The organism is Acinetobacter sp. 1566109 (assembly GCF_000582255.1).
In the GTDB taxonomy this organism is placed as follows: Bacteria; Pseudomonadota; Gammaproteobacteria; order Pseudomonadales; family Moraxellaceae; genus Acinetobacter; species Acinetobacter nosocomialis.
Genome location: NZ_JEYB01000055.1, coordinates 1 through 23,173, shown reverse-complemented (window position 1 = coordinate 23,173; position 23,173 = coordinate 1). Strand labels below are relative to the sequence as shown.

Sequence of the window (23,173 nt, the reverse complement as noted above, 5' to 3'; positions counted from 1 at the left end):
TACTGTCATTGGTTAATGCTGTTGTCACTGCAACTGTTGGGGCAACTGCATCTACTACACCTGTGCCAGGTACTGACGGGTTACCCGCTGGGTCAGTCGCTGTCGCTGTTACTGTTTGACCATCAGTCAGGTCACCTGGGTTTGGTACTGTCCACTTACCATCCGGGCCTGCAACTACAGTCGCTGTTGTACCATCCGGGAAGCTCACGGTAACTGTTGAACCAGATTCTGCTGTACCTGTTACAGGATTAGTTGCATTGATTGGATCAAGTACCGGTGCACTTGGTGCTGTCGTATCAACAGTTACCACAGCATTAGTTGTACCCACATTACCTGCTGGGTCGGTTGCTGTCACAGTCACCGTATGCGGACCGTCAGTCAACACTGGAAGTGTATTGTCTGCAAGGGTCCAGGTGCCATCACCATTATTGGTTGCCGGGTAGTTCACACCATCTACAGTCACCACAACTTTCGCAGTTGGATCATTTACTGTACCGCTTAATGCAGGTGTGCTGTCATTGGTTAATGTCGTTGTTACAGTTACTGCTGGTGCAACCGCATCTACTGTGCCAGTTGATGGTGCTGACGGGTTGCCCGCTGGGTCAGTTGCAACAACTGTAACTTTGTCTCCATCTTTAAGATCACCTGGGTTTGGTACTGTCCACTTACCATCCGGACCTGCAACTACAGTCGCTGTCGTACCATCCGGGAAAGTGACCTTAACTGTTGAACCAGCTTCTGCTGTACCTGTTACAGGATTAGTTGCATTGATTGGATCAATTACCGGTGCACTTGGCGCAGTGGTATCTACTGTATAAGTTTTTGATTCAGTTATATTGCTACTATTACCCGCTGCATCAGTAAACGTAACTTTTGCATCAATGGTTTTATCGCTATCTGCAATTAATCCACTGCCTGGTACAACTACGCTCCATGTTCCTGCTACTTTATCTACAGTTGCAGTATAAGTTACACCATTCACAACTACAGTAACGACAGTATTTGCAGCATCTGCTGGAATATTTTTTAAGCTGCCTGTAACAGTAACGTTACCAGCAGCTTCAGTTGAATTAATAACATTATCTGAAGTTATAGGATCAACAGAGAAAGTAACCCCATTTGTATTTGGGGGTGTAGTATCTGCAGGAGAAGAGTCATTACTACTACTACCACTATTTGATGCAGCAGCAATGATACCGCCTGCAACTAGAGGTACTGCTGCCCATAACCATGGGTTCACACCTGCATCATGATAAAGTAATGGCTGAATTGAAGAAATTGGTTGATAAATAACATCAGACACTAATGCCTGTGGTGCTTCTGCTGGTAGTGCTGCTGGTAAGTCTTCACCTAAAAGTGCTTGTGGCTCCACATCACTGTCGGCATCTGCATCTGCATCGCTGTCAGCATCTGCATCATTTTCAGCATCTTTAAATTTTGCCCAAATGAGTTGACCATTCTGATCTTGAAATACAAGACTGTTATCAGCTGGTTCAGCAGTACCACTAAAGAAGCCTTCAATAACAATAGTTTCGCCATTTTTTAGGCGAATTACTGCATTAGTACCCTCTCTATTGACTACCAGTACATCACTGGCAGCTACTTTTACCAATACAACTGACGCTTCTGAAAGTTTTGCAGAAGTTCCCTCTGTTGTTACCAAGGTTTTGTGACTGTCCTTGGCAATAATTTGTATCTCAGGCATATCTATATTCCTTTTATATTATTGATTTAAATGATTTTTTGTATAATTCTTTTTACTTAATGTTTTCGAGTTTTTGACCTACAACTTAAAAACATTAAGTAATGTGATCATTTTTACATTAACCACTTTAAAATAAAAAAAATAAATACTAAAGTCCTTAAAGAAAAAAATTTAATTAATACAAATTTTATATAAATAAAATTCTCGTTCTTATTCTTATAAATTACGAAAAATAACTAGCAACTGTTTTATATATAAAACAAATTTAATTTTTTATTACTGAAAATTTATTGAAAACTATTTTAATTTAATTTTTTATATAACAATTTTTAATATCTCAATAAAATAAAATATATTAATAATGATATATATAGAAAAAAATGGCTTCAGATAATATTTTACTATTACACTAAAGCCTAATTTTTTAATACTAATTAAAAAGATTTTTAAGTTAAGTTAAAAATTATCTGGACTCTCGAAACGTTTTACTTCTTGTAACTTATTAGGGTCATGCATAGTTGCAATACCATCTTCTGTTTTTTGATCAACAATAACATCTGGGTTAAAGATAGTAATAGTTTCTCTTCCTAACGCATCTTCTCCTACAATATATTGAAAGCCACGGCGATTCATTTTGTGACATAGCTTTTGGTAAAAGCCTTTAAGTCCTTCGGTTTCTTCATTAGGGTTGTAATAAAATGCGTTCATTACTGCCGGTAGACCAAGACCACACACCACACCAGATAACAGTACACTAATAAAGGTATATCCAATAAGAATACTACTATAAGGACTAAGTGCTGGAATATTTGCAACAGCCAGAATTAAAGCAAGTGAAATCCCGCCTCGTACGCCACCCCAAGATAAAATAGTTAAACTACCATTGTAGCTTTTGGTTTTACGCATTGTTGGGAAGAAAGCAAAAGACATAAAATTTGCTGCAAAGCGAGAAATATGCAAAATAAAGAAAGCAACTATTCCCCCTAAGATCAGGCTAAAATTCAAATCAAGAATAAATAGCTCAAGACCAATTAAAGTGAATAAGAATGAATTGATAATTCCTTCTACTGTATGCCAAAAATGATTAACTTCTCTAATCTCGCGCTCTTCACGGATTTCTTTCCATTTATTACCAACAATTAAACCGCCAATCACACAAGCAATCGGAGCAGAAGCATGAGCAAACAAAGCAACTAAATATGCTCCGCTAGCAAGTAAGGCAGTTGTTAGAATCAGGGACTCCATTTCGTGTTTGCCACGTAATAGACGTAATGTTCCTATACCGAATGCCCATCCAATACCGACAGCAACCACAATTTCATAAAGTAAAGCCTCTAAAGTCGCAACTAACGAAAAATGTTCACCTTGTAAAACGTTCAGCAATGTCATAAATAGTGCAATACACATTGCATCATTAAATAAAGATTCGCCTTCTAATTTGACAATCAAATGATGGGGCGCACGAATCGAACTTAAAACACCTTTAATACCGATCGGGTCAGTTGCCCCCAATGCCGCGCCTAATAATAGAAGAACTAAAATTGGTACATGATGGCCAACCAGTAATTGGAAGCCGTAAAGTAAGCCACCAAACAATACGGCGCAGATAACTAGTGCAATAGTCGCTAGAATACTAATTTGTCGCCAATAACTTCTTAAGTCTGAAATTTTAAATTTCAGTGCAGAAGATGTCAGAATAAAACAAATGACGCCATTAATTAAAAAGTCATAAAAATCGATATGACGTACTGCTTCTTCAATATTGTGAATATTAATGGTAATGAACTGATTACCATTTAAGAGACTAGCTCCCCATTGCAAAATGAAGACAAAGATTGCAGAAACAAGAGGCACGCCAATAGCTTGAGGAAAGCCTAAAATACGCTTATTGAATATAGTCGTTGCAATTGATAAAGCAAATACAACTGTAAGTGCTTGTAATAAGAAAAAATTACCCATGAATACCCTTCTTCTGGGTCAATGACCAAATAAAAAACCTAGACAGCTAAACTGAACAGAATGAGGAAGTAGGCACCTTATAAGGGCCTAAACAGTTAAAAGTTGGAATATAAGTTTAACGAATTACTTTAATCATTCTATCGATCAGTTAAATTTCTTAACATTAATTATGAAGTTGGGGTATTAAAAGATGAGCTTATTTAAAGTGTTTTAATAAACTCATCTTTAACATTAGATAGGATTATTAAAAGTATCACATTGGTTGATATCACCGGACTTTAAGCCCACTTGAAACCAATGCATCCGCTGTTCACTCGTACCATGCGTAAAACTATCAGGTACAACTTGTCCTGTCGCACGTTTTTGCAAATAGTCATCACCAATTTTTTGAGCTGCATCCATTGCTTCTTCAACATCACCAGACTCTAAAAACTGAGTACGTTGTTGATTATGATTTGCCCATATACCTGCTAAACAGTCAGCTTGTAACTCTTGTCGTACAGATAATTGGTTACCCTCTCTTTGGCTGACTTGCGAACGAGCTTGTTGCACTTGAGATGAAATACCAAGCAAGGTTTGAACATGATGGCCTACTTCATGCGCAACAACATAGGCTTGGGCAAAATCCCCTGCCTGATCTTGGCGAGAAAGCTCTGATTTATTTTGCTCACCCGAAATCCCCATTTGCTCGCGCATATCTTTAAAGAATTCGGTATCAATATAAACTTTTTGGTCAGCTGGGCAATAAAAAGGTCCCATAGCAGATTGAGCGGTACCACAACCTGAGCGAGTCACTCCACTAAATAAAACTAACGTTGGCGGTGTATAAGTTTTCCCTAATTGCTTAAATATAGGTGTCCACGTATCTTCTGTATCAGCTAATACAGTTCCAACAAAATCCGATGCTTCTTTTTGCTCAGGTGTTAAACTTTCTGGTGAGGTTGCATTTGATTGTTGTGAAGCAGTAACCTGCTGCGTTGCCTGATAAGCCATTTGTGGATCAACGCCAAAAAATTTCCATGCGACAAATGCCACAACCAAACCAATAATACTAATACCACCTGCTTTAACACCGCCCCCACCTCGACGGTCCTCAACATTGGTACTGACTCTACGATCTCTCCAGCGCATAACGTCCCTCTTCTTATTAAATGGCCTGATTAGTCAGAAGCTTTTGGCCACATTTTCTGTATTAAACTCACCACTAGCAACACAACCGCCCCAGCAATCATACCAATCGCAAAGTTCATTAATGTCGGTGTTAAAGCTCCAATAATATTGCCTACTGCGGGTATATTCTCTACATGATCGACGGTACTATCAGTAATATGATGAAGTAAAGGAATTGTATGGTTAATAATCCCTCCACCTACTAAAAACATTGCAATAGTTCCAACAATAGAAAGTAGCTTCATTAAAAGAGGAGCAAAAGCAAGTAAACCACGTCCTAGAGTTTGTTTAAAAGAAGCAGCCTGTTTTGTTAAATATAATCCTAAATCATCAATCTTAACAATCACACCAACCAAGCCATAAACACCTAGTGTCATCACAACAGCAATAATGCTAAGTACACTTATTTTTGTTATTAAAGCCGCCGTAGCAACCGTTCCTAAAGAAATAACAACAATTTCAGCAGATAAAATAAAGTCAGTTCGAATAGCTCCTTTTACTTTCTCTTTTTCAAAAGTAGCCAGATCCAGCTCTTCATTGTTAAATTCTTTTTCTGCTTCCTCAGAGGTTGAAGCTTTTCTATGCATAATTGTATGAAGAACTTTTTCAACGCCTTCATAACATAGAAATAAACCACCTAGCATCAATAAAGGGTTAATCAGCCACGGTGCGATAACACTAATTAATAAAGCTAAAGGTACTAAAATAAGCTTATTAACTAAAGAACCTTTGGCAACCTTCCATACAATAGGCAATTCACGATCTGCACGTACACCTGTTACCTGTTGTGCATTTAAAGCCAAATCATCACCTAAAACACCGGCAGTTTTCTTTGCTGCCATTTTGCTCATTAAAGCGACATCATCTAAAATTGTTGCAATATCATCTAGTAATAAAAGTAAGCCACTTGCCATTTCTTATCCAGGTTTGTATTTATCTAGCTATTGTAAGATGAAATATTCCATTTTCTGTAATTTTACTGAATAAATTCACAATATTATTTTAAGAAAGTTTAACCAATCGCTGACGAAAAAAATTTATTTCCCGTACAATAATGCCAATCTTTTATATTACAGGGCTTACTATCCCTGATTAAGCCAATACGATAGTGGAATAAATAATGAGTAATGTTGATCAGCGTCCAATTATTTTGACAGGCGACCGCCCAACCGGACAACTTCACCTTGGGCATTTTGTCGGTTCTTTGCGTTCACGTGTAGGTTTACAGGATAGCCACCATCAACACCTCTTATTAGCAGATGCACAAGCATTAACAGATAATGCAGATAACCCAGATAAAGTACGTCGTAACATTTTAGAAGTTGCTCTAGATTATTTAGCTGTTGGTATTGATCCAACTAAAACAACCATTTGTGTTCAGTCATGTTTACCAGCACTGAATGAACTTACAATGTTATATCTTAACTTTGTAACTGTGGCTCGTTTAGAACGTAACCCGACTATTAAATCTGAAATTCAAATGCGCGGTTTTGAACGTGACATTCCTGCGGGCTTCCTTTGCTATCCTGTTGCACAGGCGGCTGATATTACGGCTTTTAAAGCAACTGTAGTACCAGTAGGTGAAGATCAGATTCCAATGATTGAGCAAACGAATGAAATCGTGCGTCGTGTAAACCGTCAAATTGGTCAAGACCTATTACCTGAATGTAAAGCATTGCTTTCTAATATGGCTCGTTTACCTGGTTTTGATGGTAAAGCAAAAATGTCTAAGTCATTAGGTAATACCATTGTTTTAAATGCTTCTGACAAAGACATTAAAAAAGCTGTAAACGCAATGTACACTGACCCAAATCATCTTCGTATTGAAGATCCAGGTCAGGTTGAAGGAAACATCGTATTTACTTACTTAGATGCATTTGATCCAAACAAAGAAGAAGTTGAGGAATTAAAAGCTCATTACCGTCGTGGTGGTCTTGGTGACGGTACTGTTAAAAAACGTCTTGAAGGTGTGTTAAAAGAATTAATTACTCCTATTCGTGAGCGCCGTGAAGAACTTGCTAAAGACCCTGATTACATTATGGATGTTTTACGTCAAGGTACTGATAAATGTCGAATCATTACTCAGCAAACTTTAGATGAAGTTAAAGATGGCTTAGGCTTATTTAAATTCTAATTCTTATATTCAAAATATAATTCAAAAAGCCCTACGGGGCTTTTTTCATAATTACATTTAGATTCAATAATTTAAGTTATTACAATTTCTATATATTTATTATGATTCACATGCTCTTACCCTTTTAACGTGAAGTAACACTAATTAACGTGAACCTTAATGAACAAATATGAACACCTCACTAATATAGTTCAAGTAGGTTGATATGAACCTCACGACATTTCTCCTTAAGCCGAAACTGTTTTTAACAGATTCGTTGTTCTACGCAATGATCACCCCAATCATTGCGTATTTTTTTGTCTCTTTTTAGCGTTATTATTTCTCATTTCATTTTATGCTACTTTTCAATGATGCAAAAAAATACCGCATCATTTTTCAGATGCGGTATTTTTTAAAGATTTAAGGTAGCTATTAAACTAAACCTTTCTCTTTTAATACTTGCAACATAGTTGAACCAAGCTCAGCTGGGCTACGAGTGTAAGCCATACCTGCTTTTTCAAATGCAGCAAATTTCTCTTCAGCAGTACCTTGACCACCAGAAATGATCGCACCAGCGTGACCCATACGCTTACCTTTAGGAGCAGTTACACCAGCGATGTAACCTACTACAGGCTTAGTCACGTTAGATTTGATGAATTCAGCAGCTTCTTCTTCCGCTGTACCACCGATCTCACCGATCATGATGATTGCATCAGTATCTGGATCGTCTTGGAACAATTGAAGCGCTTCGATTTGGTTCATACCTGGGATTGGGTCACCACCAATACCGATACAAGTAGACTGACCTAAACCAAGCTTAGTTGTTTGAGCAACAGCTTCATAAGTCAATGTACCTGAACGTGAGATAATACCAATACGACCTGGTTGGTGGATGTGACCAGGCATAATACCGATCTTACATTCACCCGGAGTGATCACGCCTGGGCAGTTAGGACCAACTAAACGAGTACCATTACCGTTAGTTTCTAAATAACGTTTTGCTTTAAGCATGTCGATTGTTGGAACACCTTCAGTGATCACAACGATTAGGCCAACACCTGAATCAACCGCTTCAACGATTGAGTCTAAAACGAATGGAGCTGGTACATAGATTACAGATGCATCTGCATTTGTTTCACGTACAGCTTCTTTCATTGTGTTGAATACTGGTAAGTCAAGGTGAGTTGTGCCACCTTTACCTGGAGTAACACCACCAACAACTTTTGTACCGTAGTCTAAAGCTTGTGCAGAGTGGAAAGTACCGTTTTTACCAGTAAAACCTTGTACCAATACTTTAGTGTCTTTATTAATTAATACGCTCATGATTGATACTCCCCTTACGCTTTAACTGCAGCTACAACTTTTTCTGCGGCATCAGACAAACCGTTCGCAGAAATTAATTTCAAACCAGATTCATCAAGTAATTTAGCACCTAACTCAGCGTTGTTACCTTCTAAACGAACAACAACTGGAACAGTTACGTTTACTTCTTGAACCGCTGCAATAATTGCTTCAGCAATCATGTCACAACGTACGATACCACCGAAGATGTTAATTAAAACACCTTGTACAGATGTATCAGCAAGGATGATTTTGAACGCTTCAATTACGCGCTCTTTAGTTGCACCGCCACCAACGTCAAGGAAGTTTGCAGGCTGACCACCATAAAGTTTAATGATGTCCATAGTTGCCATTGCAAGACCAGCACCGTTAACCATACAACCGATGTTACCTTCTAAAGCAACATAGTTAAGATCAAATTCAGATGCTTTTAATTCACGCTCATTCTCTTGAGATTTGTCACGTAAAGCAGCAACTTTAGGTAAACGGTAAAGCGCGTTAGAGTCGATACCTACTTTCGCATCTACACATAAAATTTCGCCGTTTTCACGAACAGAAAGCGGGTTAATTTCAAATAAAGCAAAATCGTTTTCAACAAATGCTTGGTAAGCAGCTGTCATGATTTTTACGAATTGACCGATTTGTTTGTCTTTCAAACCTAAAGCAAACGCAACTTCACGTGCTTGGAATGGTTGCAAGCCAACTAATGGATCAACTTCAACTTTGATAATTTTTTCTGGAGTTTCTTCAGCAACTTTCTCGATTTCTACACCACCTTCTGTAGAAGCCATGAAAGTAATACGACGGCTAGAACGGTCTACAACCGCGCCCAAGTAAAGCTCACGCTCAACTGGATATACGTCTTCAGCAACAATGATGCTGTTTACTGGTTGACCATTTGCATCTGTTTGATACGTTACAAGACGAGTACCAATGATATTGTTTGCAAACTCGATAACATCTTCTTTAGATTTTGCAACTTTAACGCCACCAGCCTTACCACGACCACCAGCATGAACTTGCGCCTTCATTACAGCGAATTTACCACCAAGCTGTTCAAATGCAGCAACTGCTTCGTCTGCATTGGTTGCCAAGATACCTTCTTGTACCGGCATACCATATTCTTTCAATAACGCTTTAGCTTGATACTCATGTAAGTTCATTTAGTTACCTACTTAACTTTGTTTGTTGTCTTCAATTTGCGCAACATTCTCATGTTGTATGTGCAAATTGCTGTCTACGTCTATCAACTTGATGATTTTTTAATCACACCATCAAATGTGAAAAAGAGCGGAGAAACCGCTCTTTAATTTTATTTACGCTTACGTTGAATCGCGTGAATTGCACGACCATCTACAGCAAGTGCAGCTTCATGAACAACTTCAGAGAATGTTGGGTGACCAAAAGTCATCAACTGAAGATCTTCAACAGAAGATACAAATTCAAGAGCGATCATACCTTGGTGAACGATATCAGATGCTGCAGGTCCAATCACATGCATACCTAATAAACGGTCAGTTTTTGCATCAGCAACGAACTTAACAAAACCTGCACCTTCACCAGCAGCTAAAGCACGACCATTTACAGCAAAACCGAATTGACCAGTTTTTACTTCATGACCTTTTTCTTTAGCTTGTTCTTCAGTTAAACCAACCCACGCCGCTTCAGGGTGTGTATAGATAACAGAAATGATTGTGTCATAGTTTACTTGAGCAGCATGACCGTGAATACGTTCAACAGCCATTACACCCTCTTCCATTGCTTTATGAGCAAGCATTGGACCGCGAACTAAGTCACCAATCGCATATACACCTTCTACAGAAGTTGCACAGTGATCGTTTACTTCAACTAAACCACGTTCAGTTAATTTAATGCCTGAATCTTCAGCCAATAAACCTTCTGCATAAGCTTTACGGCCAACACAAACGATTAATTTGTCAAAAGTTTGAGTTTTTTCTTCGCCACCTTGAGTGTATTTAACAGTCACTTCACGACCATTAACTTCAGTGCCAGAAACTTTAGCACCAACGCGAATATCAAGACCTTGCTTAGTTAAAAGCTTTTGGTATTCTTTTGCCAAAGCTTTATCAGCCATTGGCAAGAATGCATCCATTGCTTCAAATACAACAACTTCAGCACCAAGACGACGCCATACTGAGCCAAGTTCTAAACCGATTACACCTGCACCAATTACACCTAAACGCTTAGGTACTTCTGGGAAGTTTAATGCGCCAGTTGAATCAACAATAATATCTTGATCTACAGGAGCTACAGGAATATTTACAGGCACAGAACCAGACGCAAGAATCACGTATTTAGGTTCTAAAACTTGAGTTTCACCTTCATGAGAAACGAACTCAACTTTTTTACCAGCAAGTAATTTACCTGTACCTTTTAACCACTCAATACCGTTGCCTTTAAGCAATTGGTCGATACCGCCAGTTAATTGGTCAACAATTTTGTCTTTACGAGCAAGAAGTTTTGCAAGATCGAAATTCACTTCACCAGTTGTAATACCGTGATCAGCTAAGTGATGCACTGTATCTTCATAACGATGAGAAGAATCAAGCAAAGCTTTAGAAGGGATACAACCTACGTTTAAGCAAGTACCACCTAAAGAAGGCTTACCGTTGTGAATACGTTTTTCAATACAAGCGACTTTGAAGCCTAGTTGAGCAGCACGAATCGCAGCTTCATAACCACCAGGACCACCGCCGATGACAACAAGATCAAATTGTTGAGACATTTTTATCTCCATAAACCAAGATAGAGGATCGCTCTATCCTGGTAGGTATTTATTCGAAGAAATTAAAGATCAAGGATGAGTTTAGCTGGCTCTTCTAACAATTCTTTGATTGCTACTAAGAAACCTACAGCTTCTTTACCATCGATCATACGGTGGTCGTAAGAAAGCGCTAAGTACATCATTGGCAAGATTTCAACTTGACCATTTACCGCCATAGGACGCTCTTGGATTTTGTGCATACCCAAGATACCAGTTTGCGGCTGGTTCAAAATAGGAGTTGAAAGCAATGAACCGAAAGTACCACCGTTAGTGATAGTGAAAGTACCACCAGTCATTTCTTCGATAGATAATTTACCATCACGTGCTTTAGCAGCATAAGCAGCAATACCTGCTTCAACTTCTGCGTAGCTCATACGGTCCGTATCACGTAATACTGGTACAACAAGACCACGATCAGAAGATACTGCAACACCGATGTCATAGTAACCGTGATAAACGATATCGTCGCCATCAATTGAAGCATTTACAGCTGGGTAACGTTTAAGCGCTTCAGTTGCTGCTTTAACGAAGAATGACATGAAGCCTAAACGAGCACCATGACGTTTTTCGAAAGCATCTTTATATTGCTTACGCAATTCCATGATTGGCTTCATGTTAACTTCGTTAAATGTAGTTAACATTGCAGTTTCTTGAGTAGCTGCAAGAAGACGCTCAGCAACACGTTTACGTAAACGAGTCATTGGAACGCGTTTTTCGATACGCTCGCCAACAGCAACGCTTAACGGAGTAACGTTAGCAGCTGGTTTAGCTTGATGGTTTGCAACATCTTCTTTAGTGATACGACCACCACGACCAGTACCTTGTACGTCAGAAGCAGCAATACCAGATTCAGTTAACGCTTTACGAACCGCAGGAGCTTGATCAGACACAGTTTCTGTACGCTCAACAACAGGAGCTGCACCAGCTTGAGTTTGAGCAACTGCTTGTTCTACTGCTGCAGGAGCAGCAGCTGCGCCAGCACCAGCTTCGAATTGAGCAATAACTTCGTCAGAAAGAACTGTATCGCCTTCACCTTTAATGATTGCAACCAAGCTACCATCTGCAGGAGCAACAACTTCTAAAACAACTTTGTCGGTTTCAATATCACAGATTACTTCATCACGTGATACAGGTTCACCCACCTTTTTATGCCAAGTTGCGATGGTGCCATCTGCAACAGACTCTGGGAATACCGGTGCTTTAATTTCGGTTGCCATTATTGAGAATCTCCTGATTGTTCAGCTTCGATTGCCAATGCATCATTAATTAGCTGAGCTTGTTGTTTTGCATGCAAGTACGGTGAGCCACAAGCTGGTGCAGCAGAAGCTTCACGACCTGCAAAACTGATACGGATTTGTTTGCCAGATTTTAAGATATCGTCATATAAACGCGGTGCGATAAACAACCAAGCGCCTTGGTTCTTCGGCTCTTCTTGTGCCCAAACGAGTTCTTTCACATTTGGATAAGCAGCCAAGATTTCTGCAAGACGTTGCTCTGGATATGGATACAACTGTTCAATACGTACGATTGCAACATTAGTTAAGTTTTGTTCACGACGTTTTTCGAGTAAGTCGTAATAAACTTTACCGCCACAAAGTACGAGACGAGTTACATCTGACTTGTTAATTTGATCGATTTCGTCAATTACAGTCTGGAATGAACCATGTGCTAGCTCTTCTAAAGTAGAAGTTGCAAGTTTATGACGAAGTAAAGATTTCGGTGACATTACGATTAATGGCTTACGAATTGGGCGTACAGCCTGACGACGTAATGCATGGAAAATCTGTGCAGGTGTCGTTGGAGTGATCACTTGCATGTTGTCTTCAGCACATAACTGTAAGAAACGTTCTAAACGAGCTGAAGAGTGCTCTGGACCTTGACCTTCGAAACCATGTGGTAACAACATCGTTAAACCACAAACACGCTCCCACTTAGTCTCACCAGAAGCAATAAACTGATCAATCACAACCTGAGCACAGTTTACGAAGTCACCAAATTGTGCTTCCCAAATAATTAAGCTCTTAGGAATTGTAGTTGCGTAACCATATTCAAATGCAAGAACTGCTTCTTCAGATAACAAAGAATCGTAAATCGCGAAACGTGGTTGGTTCTCTTTAACATGACAAAGAGGAATGTAAGTTGAACCGTCAACTTGGTTATGCAATTTCGCATGACGGTGTGAGAAGGTACCACGACCTACGTCTTCACCAGTAATACGAACTAGATAATCTTCATCCAATAAAGTCGCATAAGCTAAAGTTTCTGCTGCACCCCAGTTTAAAGGAGTTTCACCAGTTTGCATTTTCACGCGATCTTCAATTACTTTTTGAACCTGACGCTGCATTACAAACCCTTCAGGAAGTTTGCTCATGCCCTCGCCTAATTCTTTAAGGCGGTTCAAGTCAAATGAAGTATCCCAATCGTCTGTATAGTCATGGCCCAAATATGGAGTCCAATCAACAAACATTTTGGTATTTGGTTCAAGAATCAATGCATTTGCTACATGATTACCCGCTTCTAAATCAGAACGGTAATCTTCAACCATTTGATCAGCTTCAGCACGATCAAGTACTTTCTCTTGTACAAGTTGATCAGCATAAAGTGTACGAGTAGTTGCTTTCTTCGCAATTACTTGATACATCAATGGTTGTGTACCAGATGGCTCATCCGCTTCGTTATGACCACGACGGCGATAACAGAACAAATCGATAACAACATCTTTACGGAATTCGTGACGGAAATCATGTGCTAATTGAGTAGCAAAGATAACAGCTTCAGGATCATCACCATTTACATGGAAAATCGGTGCCTGAATCATTTTAGCAACGTCTGTACAGTACTCTGTAGAACGCGCATCACGTGGATCAGAAGTTGTGAAACCAACTTGGTTATTCACAATAATATGAACCGTACCACCAACTGTATAGCCACGAGTTTGTGACATTTGGAAGGTTTCCATGTTCACACCTTGACCTGCAAATGCAGCATCACCATGAACAATAACTGGCAATACGTCATCACCGCCGATGTCTCTACGACGTACTTGACGCGCACGCACAGAACCTTCAACTACAGGACCAACAATTTCCAAGTGAGATGGGTTAAATGCCAATGCCAAGTGAACTTCACCACCTGGAGTCATTACATTACTTGAGAAACCTTGGTGGTATTTAACGTCACCAGAACCTTTCTTATGAAGTGATTTACCTTCGAACTCACCAAACAAGTCCGCCGGATTTTTACCCATAATATTAACAAGAAGGTTCAAACGGCCACGGTGTGGCATACCGATAACAACTTCTTTACAACCTACAGCACCAGCACGCTGGATAATCTCATTTACCATAGGAATAAAAGATTCGCCGCCTTCAACACCAAAGCGTTTAGCACCGACGTATTTATTACCGAGATATTTTTCTAGCCCCTCAGCAGCAGTTAAACGCTCTAAGAAGCCTTTCTTTTGATCATTTGAGAAATTGAATTTACCACGGGCACTTTCAAGACGCTGTTGAATCCAACGTTTTTCTTTTGTGTCCACGATGTGCATGTATTCAACACCGATTGAACCACAATAGATTGCTTCCATTGCTTCAATCATTTCGGCAAGCGTTGCTTCGCTCTTGCCAATCTCAAGATTGCCTGTATTGAATACTGTATCTAAATCTGATTTGGTTAAACCGTGTGCTGAAAGATCTAAATCAGGAATATCTTCACGCTTAGCAAGACCTAATGGATCTAATTTAGCTTTTTGATGTCCGCGATTGCGATAAGCAGCAATAAGTTGTAAAACGCCAATTTGACGACGCTCATGCTCAGTACTTACAGTACTTTGTACAACAGGTTGAACACGATTAGCATTACGTCCTAGTAATAGGAATTGCTCACGCACAGCGCTGTGTGGTTGGTCACCCTTTGGATATTTATCGAAATATTGGCGCCAGTCCTCAGCGACGGAGGTTGGGGAAGTCAGGTACTGCTCGTAAAGTTCTTCAATATACGCTGCACTATCAGCGGAAAGTTCAGTGTCAAGACGCAATGCGTCAGCAACTTCTTGCATTTGTGGACCCATTTCCTATTGCAAAAAATATTACAGGCTGCCTTTTAAGCACACCCATGATGCATAATGTCAAATTGGTAAAAATGACACTACTTACCCAACAGGTCTTCAAGACCATGGGGCGTCATACTACCTAGAGAGAAAACTCCATAGGTAATTAATGAATCACAACGCCCTCAATGGCATCATCACTCACCTTATACTCGATTAAAACCGAGCAATTTTTTGCAAATCTTTTTAGAAAAATTAACTATACAATTAACTTTTCTAAAATGACTTTGACCATAAAAATTAAGCACTGATCTAAGATCGTGCCACTTAATTTAATTTCACTAGTATACGCTTTTTTTACCTACAACTTTGTGGCAAATCGTATCATGTTCTTAACGAACGATTGATTTTTTTGACACATACCATCTATAAATTGGCGAAATACATATCCAATTTTATCTATTAATATATGGTGCTTTATATAAAAACCCCTCTTTTAACGACTAAAGTATAAGACGTCTATTATAAAATTAAAAAAAAACGCACATCAAGGATGTGCGTTCTCTATTTGTGCAGAATTAACCCGCTTGATCTAACAACATATTACGGATGTGACCGATAGCTTTTGTTGGATTCAAACCTTTAGGACATACTGACACACAGTTCATGATACCTTTACAGCGGAACAAACTGAATGGATCGTCAAGACGAGCCAAACGATCTGCTGTCGCAGTATCACGAGAATCGATAATAAAACGGTATGCATTCAACAATGCTGAAGGACCCAAGAATTTATCAGGGTTCCACCAGAATGATGGGCATGAAGTTGAACAACATGCACAAAGAATACACTCATACAAACCATTTAAGTGTTCACGCTCTTCCGGAGACTGTAAACGCTCTTTAGGTGGAGCTGGCTGGTTATTGATCAAGAATGGCTGAATTTTGTCATATTGATCATAGAATTGGTTCATATCAACAACCAAATCTTTAACAACCGGCAAACCTGGCAATGGACGAATTACGATTTTCTCTGGTAGGTCATTAAGGTTTTGCAAGCAAGCTAAACCATTCTTACCATTGATGTTCACACCATCAGAACCACAAATACCTTCACGGCAAGAGCGACGGAATGTTAACGTTTCGTCTTGAACTTTCAAAGCAAGCAATGCATCAAGCAACATACGGTGCTTATCAGTCAATTCAAGTTTGAAAGTTTGCATGTACGGCGCTTTATCCTTATCAGGATCATAGCGGTAGATTTCGAATGTACGAGTACCTCTACTCATCTTTATACTCCCGATTAGAATGTACGTGGTGCTGGTGGAATTGGATCAACAGTTAACGGCTTGAAGCGCACTGGCTTATATTCCAAACGGTTATCTGATGAATACCATAAAGTATGTTTCATCCACTCATCATCACGGCGACCGTATGAATAAGTTGGGTGATCAGCTGGTAATTCATAGTCAACTACCGTATGCGCACCACGACATTCTTTACGCGCAGCAGCTGAAATTAATGTAGCTTTTGCAACTTCATATAAGTTTTCAACTTCAAGCGCTTCAACACGTGCAGTGTTAAATACTTTAGATTTATCTTTCAAGTGAATGTTACGCACACGCGGTTCAAGAGCAAGAATCTCTTTAACACCTTTATCAAGCAATGCTTGAGTACGGAACACACCAGCGTGGTCTTGAACGATATCACGAATTGCATCAGCAACTTCTTGTGCATTTTCACCAGAAGTTGATTCATCCAACTTACGTACGCGATTTAAAGTTTGCTCTAATACGTTTGTTGGAAGCGGTGCATATTCATCACCATGATGCTTAGTTACGTAGTCGATAATGTGCTCACCAGCAGCTTTACCAAATACAACCAAGTCAAGAAGTGAGTTAGTACCTAAACGGTTTGCACCATGTACTGATACGCAAGAACATTCACCAATTGCATAGAAACCTTTTACAGGTTTAGTGTAGTTGTCTGTACCAGGTTCTGGTAAGCACACTTGACCATGCATATTCGTAGGAATACCACCCATTTGATAATGGATTGTTGGCACTACTGGAATTGGTTCTTTAGTAATGTCTACGTTTGCGAATTTTTTACCGATCTCAAATACAGATGGTAAACGCTTCATGATTGTGTCAGCACCTAAGTGAGTCATATCAAGTAAGATATAATCACCTTTTGGACCACAACCACGACCTTCTTTAATTTCCTGATCCATAGAGCGTGATACGAAGTCACGTGGAGCCAAGTCTTTTAAAGTCGGTGCATAACGTTCCATGAACGGTTCGCCGTCTTTGTTACGAAGGATCGCACCTTCACCACGACAACCTTCAGTTAACAATACACCTGCGCCCGCAACACCCGTAGGGTGGAATTGCCAGAATTCCATATCTTGTAATGGAATGCCAGCACGAGCAGCCATACCAAGACCGTCACCAGTGTTGATATAAGCATTTGTTGATGCACGGTAAACACGACCAGCACCACCAGTTGCAAATAAGGTTGCTTTTGCTTGGAATACGGCAATATTACCAGTTTCTTGGTCAATTGCAGTCACACCAAGCACATCACCTGCTTCGTTACGGATCAAATCAAGAGCGATCCATTCAACGAAGAATTGAGTACCCATTTTCACGTTGCTTTGATAAAGCGTGTGCAATAATGCGTGACCAGTACGGTCAGCAGCAGCACAAGCACGTGGAACTGGTTTATCACCATAGTTCGCAGAGTGACCACCGAACGGACGTTGGTAAATTGTACCATCAGCGTTACGGTCAAACGGCATACCCATGTGTTCAAGTTCATACACAACTTTTGGTGCTTCACGACACATAAATTCAATTGCGTCTTGGTCACCTAACCAGTCAGAACCTTTTACCGTATCGTAAAAGTGGAAATGCCAGTTATCTTCTTGCATGTTACCTAACGACGCACCGATACCACCCTGAGCAGCAACTGTATGTGAACGTGTTGGGAAAACTTTAGTAAGTACAGCAACTTTCAAACCTGCTTGAGCAAGTTGGTAAGATGCACGCATACCAGAACCACCACCACCAACGATAACAGCATCGAAAGTGAGGTTTTGAATATTTGAATAATCTTCTTTAGGGTTTATCGCGCCCATGATATCTTCCTATCAATTCGCCCAGAAAATCTGGATACCCCAGATTGCGTACACAAACACTGCAATAATGACAGCCGTAGTCAGTACAAGGCGTAAACCTTTCGCTGAAGGACCCATTTGACGAGTAGTGACATAGTCAGTGAAAACTTGCCACATACCAATCCATGCGTGTGCGATAAGCGACAAAATTGCCAATAAAGAGAAAATCTTCATTGGTAATGTCATCATGAAGCCAGCCCATTGTTGATAGTCAAATCCGCCTTTGCAGAGAATCCAACCAAAAAGAACAACAGTATAAGCTGCCAATACCACAGCACTTACACGCTGGATAAACCAATCACGAGAACCTGAACCTGTTAAACCTGTAGCACTTTTCATTAGAACATAATCCATACAAAGGCTGCGATAATGGCTACCACAGATAAGATCAATGAAATTGTCGCTGCAATACGACCGCTTTGCAGTTCTTCAGCAAAACCTAGATCTGCAAGCAAATGCTTAACCCCAGCAATAAAGTGGAAAATTAAGCCGGCTACAAATACCCACACGACAAAACGTACAAGGATATTTCCGAAAACGACATTTTTAACGTAGTCAAATCCTTCTGGTGAAGATAATGATTTATCTAGAATCCATAAGAGAACTGGTACTAATAAGAAAACGATGACACCTGATAAACGGTGTAAAATTGATGCAATAGCCACGGGTGAGCGTAAATTTACCGCTAACACCTGACCCATGGACAAATTGACAGGTCTGTTGCTTTTCACAGCGGGCATCCTGTAGGTAGAAACTCCGACCGGAGTTTGTTGAATTAATTCCAAGGAAAGCTGGCATTGTTAGGCAAGCACAGCTCATGCCTAACCTATAAACGACACTGAATTATAAAACGCGAAATATCAAAATACAAACAATCCACTTTGCCTTTTCCGCAAAAACTCATTAAATAAGAATCATTCACATAGCCAAACAGTAGTCTTCCCTATCCAAAATTTAAGAGTAAACAAAACATGTGCTTGTTTAACAACATCTTTTATAAAAAATATCTTTTCTACTGCTTTATCTAAAATAAGTGAGTTTTAGACTAAAGATAAAGTTAATAATTCATCAAGCCTAATCAAAATCATAAACCAAATTTACCGTTACATACTAATTTTAATCATTTTTATTTTAAAAATATCCACTATCATCATTTATCTTAAATGTAATAAAGAGCTACTTGACTCTTAACAGTGAGTAGTATTTTTACAAAAAAAAGAGTTTTAAATTTTTAAGGATGTTCAACAAGCTATTTTTTAAACAATTAAACTTAAAAAAAGTACAACTTTTGGAATTATCAAATAGTGATAATTAAGCATTTTTTGAATCGCAATTTAAAATTACAGACTGAGTTTTATGATTTTTTTAAGCGGATTGGCATTTTATGACCACGTCTGATTCTTAATTCTAATTTAAAAATTTGCTTACAATTGTACTCACGCTTCATTTTTTTTCTGCACGTTCTTCTTGAATTGACTTATGATACCATCCCGATGCAGTGATTTTACTGACTTTTTTGCTCGGGTCTTGATGACTAACTCTCTGTGGGAACGTCATTTTTTATCCATAAGTATAATTGACAAAATTTCAGTACTCACTAATCTTATAGCAAATTTTGACACCGTCTGATTCGCACATGAGAAAATTAGGATTTCGAGTCAGATAATCATTCACCAGGACAGGAGATCTATTGAATGTCTGAAGCAACTGGCAAAAAAGCCGTATTACATCTTGATGGCAAAGAAATTGAATTACCAATTTACAGTGGCACATTAGGTCCCGATGTAATCGACGTTAAAGATGTATTGGCCTCAGGTCACTTTACTTTTGATCCTGGTTTTATGGCGACAGCTTCATGCGAGTCTAAAATCACATTTATCGATGGTGACAAAGGTATTTTATTACACCGCGGTTACCCGATTGACCAGTTAGCGACTCAAGCAGACTACCTTGAAACTTGTTATTTATTATTAAATGGTGAGTTACCAACCGCTGAACAAAAAGTTGAGTTCGATGCGAAAGTTCGTGCTCACACTATGGTTCACGATCAAGTTAGCCGTTTCTTCAATGGTTTCCGTCGTGACGCACACCCTATGGCAATCATGGTTGGTGTAGTTGGCGCATTATCTGCGTTCTATCACAACAACCTTGACATTGAAGACATCAACCACCGCGAAATTACCGCGATTCGTTTGATTGCTAAAATTCCAACGCTTGCTGCTTGGAGCTACAAATATACTGTAGGCCAGCCATTCATCTATCCACGTAACGACTTAAATTACGCGGAAAACTTCTTACACATGATGTTTGCAACTCCTGCAGACCGTGACTACAAAGTAAACCCTGTTCTTGCGCGTGCAATGGATCGTATTTTCACGCTTCATGCTGACCACGAACAAAACGCTTCTACGTCTACAGTTCGTCTTGCTGGTTCTACTGGTGCGAATCCATATGCGTGTATCTCTGCTGGTATCTCTGCTCTTTGGGGACCTGCACACGGTGGCGCGAACGAAGCAGTTCTTAAAATGCTTGATGAAATCGGTAGCGTTGAAAATGTTGCTGAGTTCATGGAAAAAGTTAAACGCAAAGAAGTTAAACTTATGGGCTTCGGTCACCGCGTTTACAAAAACTTCGACCCACGTGCTAAAGTGATGAAGCAAACTTGTGACGAAGTTCTTGAAGCATTAGGTATCAACGATCCTCAATTAGCGCTTGCTATGGAACTTGAACGTATTGCATTGAACGACCCGTACTTTGTTGAACGTAAACTTTACCCTAACGTAGACTTCTACTCTGGTATCATCCTTAAAGCGATTGGCATCCCAACAGAAATGTTTACTGTTATCTTCGCTCTTGCACGTACAGTTGGCTGGATCAGCCACTGGTTAGAAATGCACAGCGGCCCTTACAAAATTGGTCGTCCACGTCAGCTTTACACTGGTGAAGTGCAACGTGACATCAAGCGTTAATATTCGAAAGAACATTAATGTAAAAAAGCTGCCTAATGGCAGCTTTTTTTATAAATAAGTTTTTTAAAAGTTATTCTTCTTCAAATATATTTAACAAGTGATGACTAATACCATCAGCTCTTAACCAAGCCAGCTCATAACTTGCTTTAGCCAAAGCCAAGACACGTCTTTCAAATTCAGTCCATATGTCTTTAACTTGTGCTTCTGAAATACCCAAACCACTTTCAGATGCAAGATGCTTATTTTTTTCACATATTTTTAAGGCATGATAGAGTTTACGGCCTTTACTCGCCCCTTCCATTAACCGAACACGCTTACTTAATATAAACCCTTCCACATGCTGGATATTTGCCTGTGGCAACATAGGCACCAAAATTTGGTCTAATTGATCATCTAAGCGCTTCCAGACAGCTAAACGCTGCTCTACTGTATAAGTATTCCATTGAATTACTTCATGGTTAAAACGGCGACAACCACGACATACTTGATCACCAAAAACTGTTGAACAACGCCCTGCACATGGGGTGAGAGAGAGCGTTCGATGATCATTACTCAAAACAAACTCCTTAAATAAACCATATACTTTTTATGGTTTTCTCGCTTATTACAAATTTTCGCGCTAAAATACGCGCCTTAAATTTCTATCTTAATACATTTGGAGTATTCCATGAACGCTACTGTAGAACAGCTTGCACCTGTAGAACAGCAAGCGACCGCAGGTTGGGTTGTTGCAGCACTATATCAATTTAAAGAAGTTCAAGATCCGGCCGATCTTCAACTACGTCTTTTAGACTTAGTGAAAACAATTAACCTTTGCGGAACTCTGATTGTAGCAGGTGAAGGAATTAATGGTACGGTTGCAGGAGACCGTGAGGCAATTGATACTATTCATCAATTTTTATTAAATGAAGGCTTCAATGCTATGGAATACAAAGAATCCCATAGCTCTGACAAACCTTTCCGTAAAATGAAAATTAAGCTTAAAAAAGAAATTGTGACTTTAGGTGTAGAAGTAAAACCTCGTGATTTAGTTGGTCACTATCTTGATCCTAAAGAATGGAATGAGCTTATTGCACGCGATGATGTCATCTTAATCGACACACGTAATGACTATGAATACAAAGCCGGCACTTTCAAAGGTGCAATTGACCCTAAAACAGAAACATTCCGCGAATTTCCTGAGTACGTAAAAAAAGAATTAGAACAACATAAAGACAAAAAAATTGCGATGTTCTGTACTGGTGGTATTCGTTGTGAAAAATCAACTTCTTTACTTCTTCAAGAAGGATTTAAAGAGGTTTATCACCTAAAAGGCGGTATTCTCAAATATTTAGAAGAAACACCAGCTGATGAAAGTCTTTGGGAAGGTGAATGTTTCGTATTTGACGGACGTACTGCGGTAACTCATGGAGTCGAAGAAGGCGCAAACATTAAATGTCATGCTTGTGGCTGGCCTTTAACTCCTGAAGAATCAGCGCTACCAAGCTATGAACATGGTGTTTCTTGCGTATATTGCATCGATAAAACGACAGAGAAACAAAAAGCTGGTTTCCGTATGCGCCAGTCACAAATTGCTGCTGCTAAGCGTAAACGCCTATAAAATTAAAAAGTAACTTCAAAAGGCATTTAGTTTTCTAAATGCCTTTTTTTGTTTCTACTAAATAAGTGCTAATAATAAAAAACGCCCTAGAAAGGACGTTATTTATTATTTCTTCTAATAAATTAATTTGGAGTATGGTACATCAAATATAATTCATTCAAATTATCTGGAATTTCTTCTGCCAGTTCATCCATTAACTGTCCATTGCGTCGGAAAGACTCCATTTGTGGATCTTCTTCATCAATTCCACTAAAAACCATGATCGGTAAAGTCAAATCAACCAATTGTTCTTCATACTCAGGAGC

Annotated in this window: 17 protein-coding genes and 2 pseudogenes; 3 read left to right on the top strand and 16 right to left on the bottom strand. The window is 39.3% G+C overall.

Annotated features, from left to right (window positions below):
* The 4 genes from J582_RS20965 to J582_RS20950 all read right to left on the bottom strand — a co-directional run.
* Positions 1–1,705, bottom strand: a 1,705-nt coding sequence (locus tag J582_RS20965) for a BapA/Bap/LapF family prefix-like domain-containing protein (protein ID WP_050674851.1), incomplete at its 3' end; no start/stop codon positions are given.
* 456 nt (positions 1,706–2,161) lie between these two features.
* Complete coding sequence (locus J582_RS20960; RefSeq protein ID WP_002051161.1) at positions 2,162–3,664, bottom strand: cation:proton antiporter; 1,503 nt, start codon at positions 3,662–3,664, stop codon at positions 2,162–2,164.
* Positions 3,665–3,895: 231 nt separating this feature from the next.
* The gene (locus tag J582_RS20955) at positions 3,896–4,795 is read right to left on the bottom strand and encodes a neutral zinc metallopeptidase (protein ID WP_002051488.1); all 900 of its coding nucleotides are present in this window, start codon (positions 4,793–4,795) and stop codon (positions 3,896–3,898) included.
* Between the two features lie 29 nt (positions 4,796–4,824).
* The gene (locus tag J582_RS20950) at positions 4,825–5,748 is read right to left on the bottom strand and encodes a DUF808 domain-containing protein (protein WP_004885495.1); all 924 of its coding nucleotides are present in this window, start codon (positions 5,746–5,748) and stop codon (positions 4,825–4,827) included.
* A 206-nt stretch (positions 5,749–5,954) separates the two neighbouring features.
* Here J582_RS20950 and trpS point away from each other — a divergent pair, with 206 nt between their 5' ends.
* On the top strand, positions 5,955–6,968 hold the full coding sequence (trpS, locus tag J582_RS20945) for a tryptophan--tRNA ligase (RefSeq protein ID WP_000072941.1): 1,014 nt from the start codon (positions 5,955–5,957) through the stop codon (positions 6,966–6,968).
* Between the two features lie 411 nt (positions 6,969–7,379).
* Here the strand turns inward: trpS and sucD are convergent, their stop codons facing one another.
* The 10 genes and pseudogenes from sucD to sdhC all read right to left on the bottom strand — a co-directional run bounded on the left by sucD (position 7,380) and on the right by sdhC (position 19,039).
* The gene (gene sucD / locus J582_RS20940; RefSeq protein ID WP_002051332.1) at positions 7,380–8,270 is read right to left on the bottom strand and encodes a succinate--CoA ligase subunit alpha; all 891 of its coding nucleotides are present in this window, start codon (positions 8,268–8,270) and stop codon (positions 7,380–7,382) included.
* Between the two features lie 14 nt (positions 8,271–8,284).
* Complete coding sequence (gene sucC / locus J582_RS20935) at positions 8,285–9,451, bottom strand: ADP-forming succinate--CoA ligase subunit beta (RefSeq protein ID WP_001048573.1); 1,167 nt, start codon at positions 9,449–9,451, stop codon at positions 8,285–8,287.
* A gap of 149 nt (positions 9,452–9,600) precedes the next feature.
* Complete coding sequence (gene lpdA, locus J582_RS20930) at positions 9,601–11,034, bottom strand: dihydrolipoyl dehydrogenase (protein ID WP_002051272.1); 1,434 nt, start codon at positions 11,032–11,034, stop codon at positions 9,601–9,603.
* 62 nt (positions 11,035–11,096) lie between these two features.
* Positions 11,097–12,290: a 2-oxoglutarate dehydrogenase complex dihydrolipoyllysine-residue succinyltransferase gene (gene odhB / locus J582_RS20925; protein WP_002051292.1), complete on the bottom strand. Its 1,194-nt coding sequence runs from the start codon at positions 12,288–12,290 to the stop codon at positions 11,097–11,099.
* Positions 12,290–15,130: a 2-oxoglutarate dehydrogenase E1 component gene (locus J582_RS20920; protein ID WP_002051480.1), complete on the bottom strand. Its 2,841-nt coding sequence runs from the start codon at positions 15,128–15,130 to the stop codon at positions 12,290–12,292. Before J582_RS20920 ends, odhB begins: the two co-directional genes overlap by 1 nt.
* Positions 15,131–15,287: 157 nt before the next feature.
* Positions 15,288–15,416, bottom strand: a pseudogene (locus J582_RS26255) (hypothetical protein).
* Between the two features lie 283 nt (positions 15,417–15,699).
* Complete coding sequence (locus J582_RS20915) at positions 15,700–16,410, bottom strand: succinate dehydrogenase iron-sulfur subunit (protein WP_002051353.1); 711 nt, start codon at positions 16,408–16,410, stop codon at positions 15,700–15,702.
* A gap of 14 nt (positions 16,411–16,424) precedes the next feature.
* Entirely contained in the window at positions 16,425–18,260 is a 1,836-nt protein-coding gene (gene sdhA / locus J582_RS20910; protein WP_002051114.1) for a succinate dehydrogenase flavoprotein subunit, read from the bottom strand.
* Between the two features lie 12 nt (positions 18,261–18,272).
* Positions 18,273–18,638: a succinate dehydrogenase, hydrophobic membrane anchor protein gene (gene sdhD / locus J582_RS20905; protein ID WP_000833672.1), complete on the bottom strand. Its 366-nt coding sequence runs from the start codon at positions 18,636–18,638 to the stop codon at positions 18,273–18,275.
* Positions 18,638–19,039 carry a succinate dehydrogenase, cytochrome b556 subunit gene (gene sdhC, locus J582_RS20900; RefSeq protein ID WP_001984863.1) on the bottom strand — a complete coding sequence of 134 codons (402 nt, stop codon included), beginning with the start codon at positions 19,037–19,039 and terminating at the stop codon, positions 18,638–18,640. The genes sdhD and sdhC overlap by 1 nt, the downstream gene beginning before the upstream one ends.
* A gap of 954 nt (positions 19,040–19,993) precedes the next feature.
* Between sdhC and gltA the strand changes: the two genes are divergently transcribed.
* A complete protein-coding gene (gltA, locus tag J582_RS20895; protein WP_001287579.1) occupies positions 19,994–21,268 on the top strand; it encodes a citrate synthase in 1,275 nt (424 codons plus the stop codon).
* A gap of 70 nt (positions 21,269–21,338) precedes the next feature.
* Here the strand turns inward: gltA and J582_RS20890 are convergent, their stop codons facing one another.
* On the bottom strand, positions 21,339–21,824 hold the full coding sequence (locus J582_RS20890; protein ID WP_022575745.1) for a DUF1289 domain-containing protein: 486 nt from the start codon (positions 21,822–21,824) through the stop codon (positions 21,339–21,341).
* Between the two features lie 111 nt (positions 21,825–21,935).
* Here J582_RS20890 and J582_RS20885 point away from each other — a divergent pair, with 111 nt between their 5' ends.
* Entirely contained in the window at positions 21,936–22,868 is a 933-nt protein-coding gene (locus J582_RS20885; RefSeq protein WP_031981732.1) for a rhodanese-related sulfurtransferase, read from the top strand.
* A 122-nt stretch (positions 22,869–22,990) separates the two neighbouring features.
* Here the strand turns inward: J582_RS20885 and J582_RS20880 are convergent.
* A pseudogene (locus tag J582_RS20880) lies at positions 22,991–23,173 on the bottom strand (YecA family protein); the annotation flags it as partial.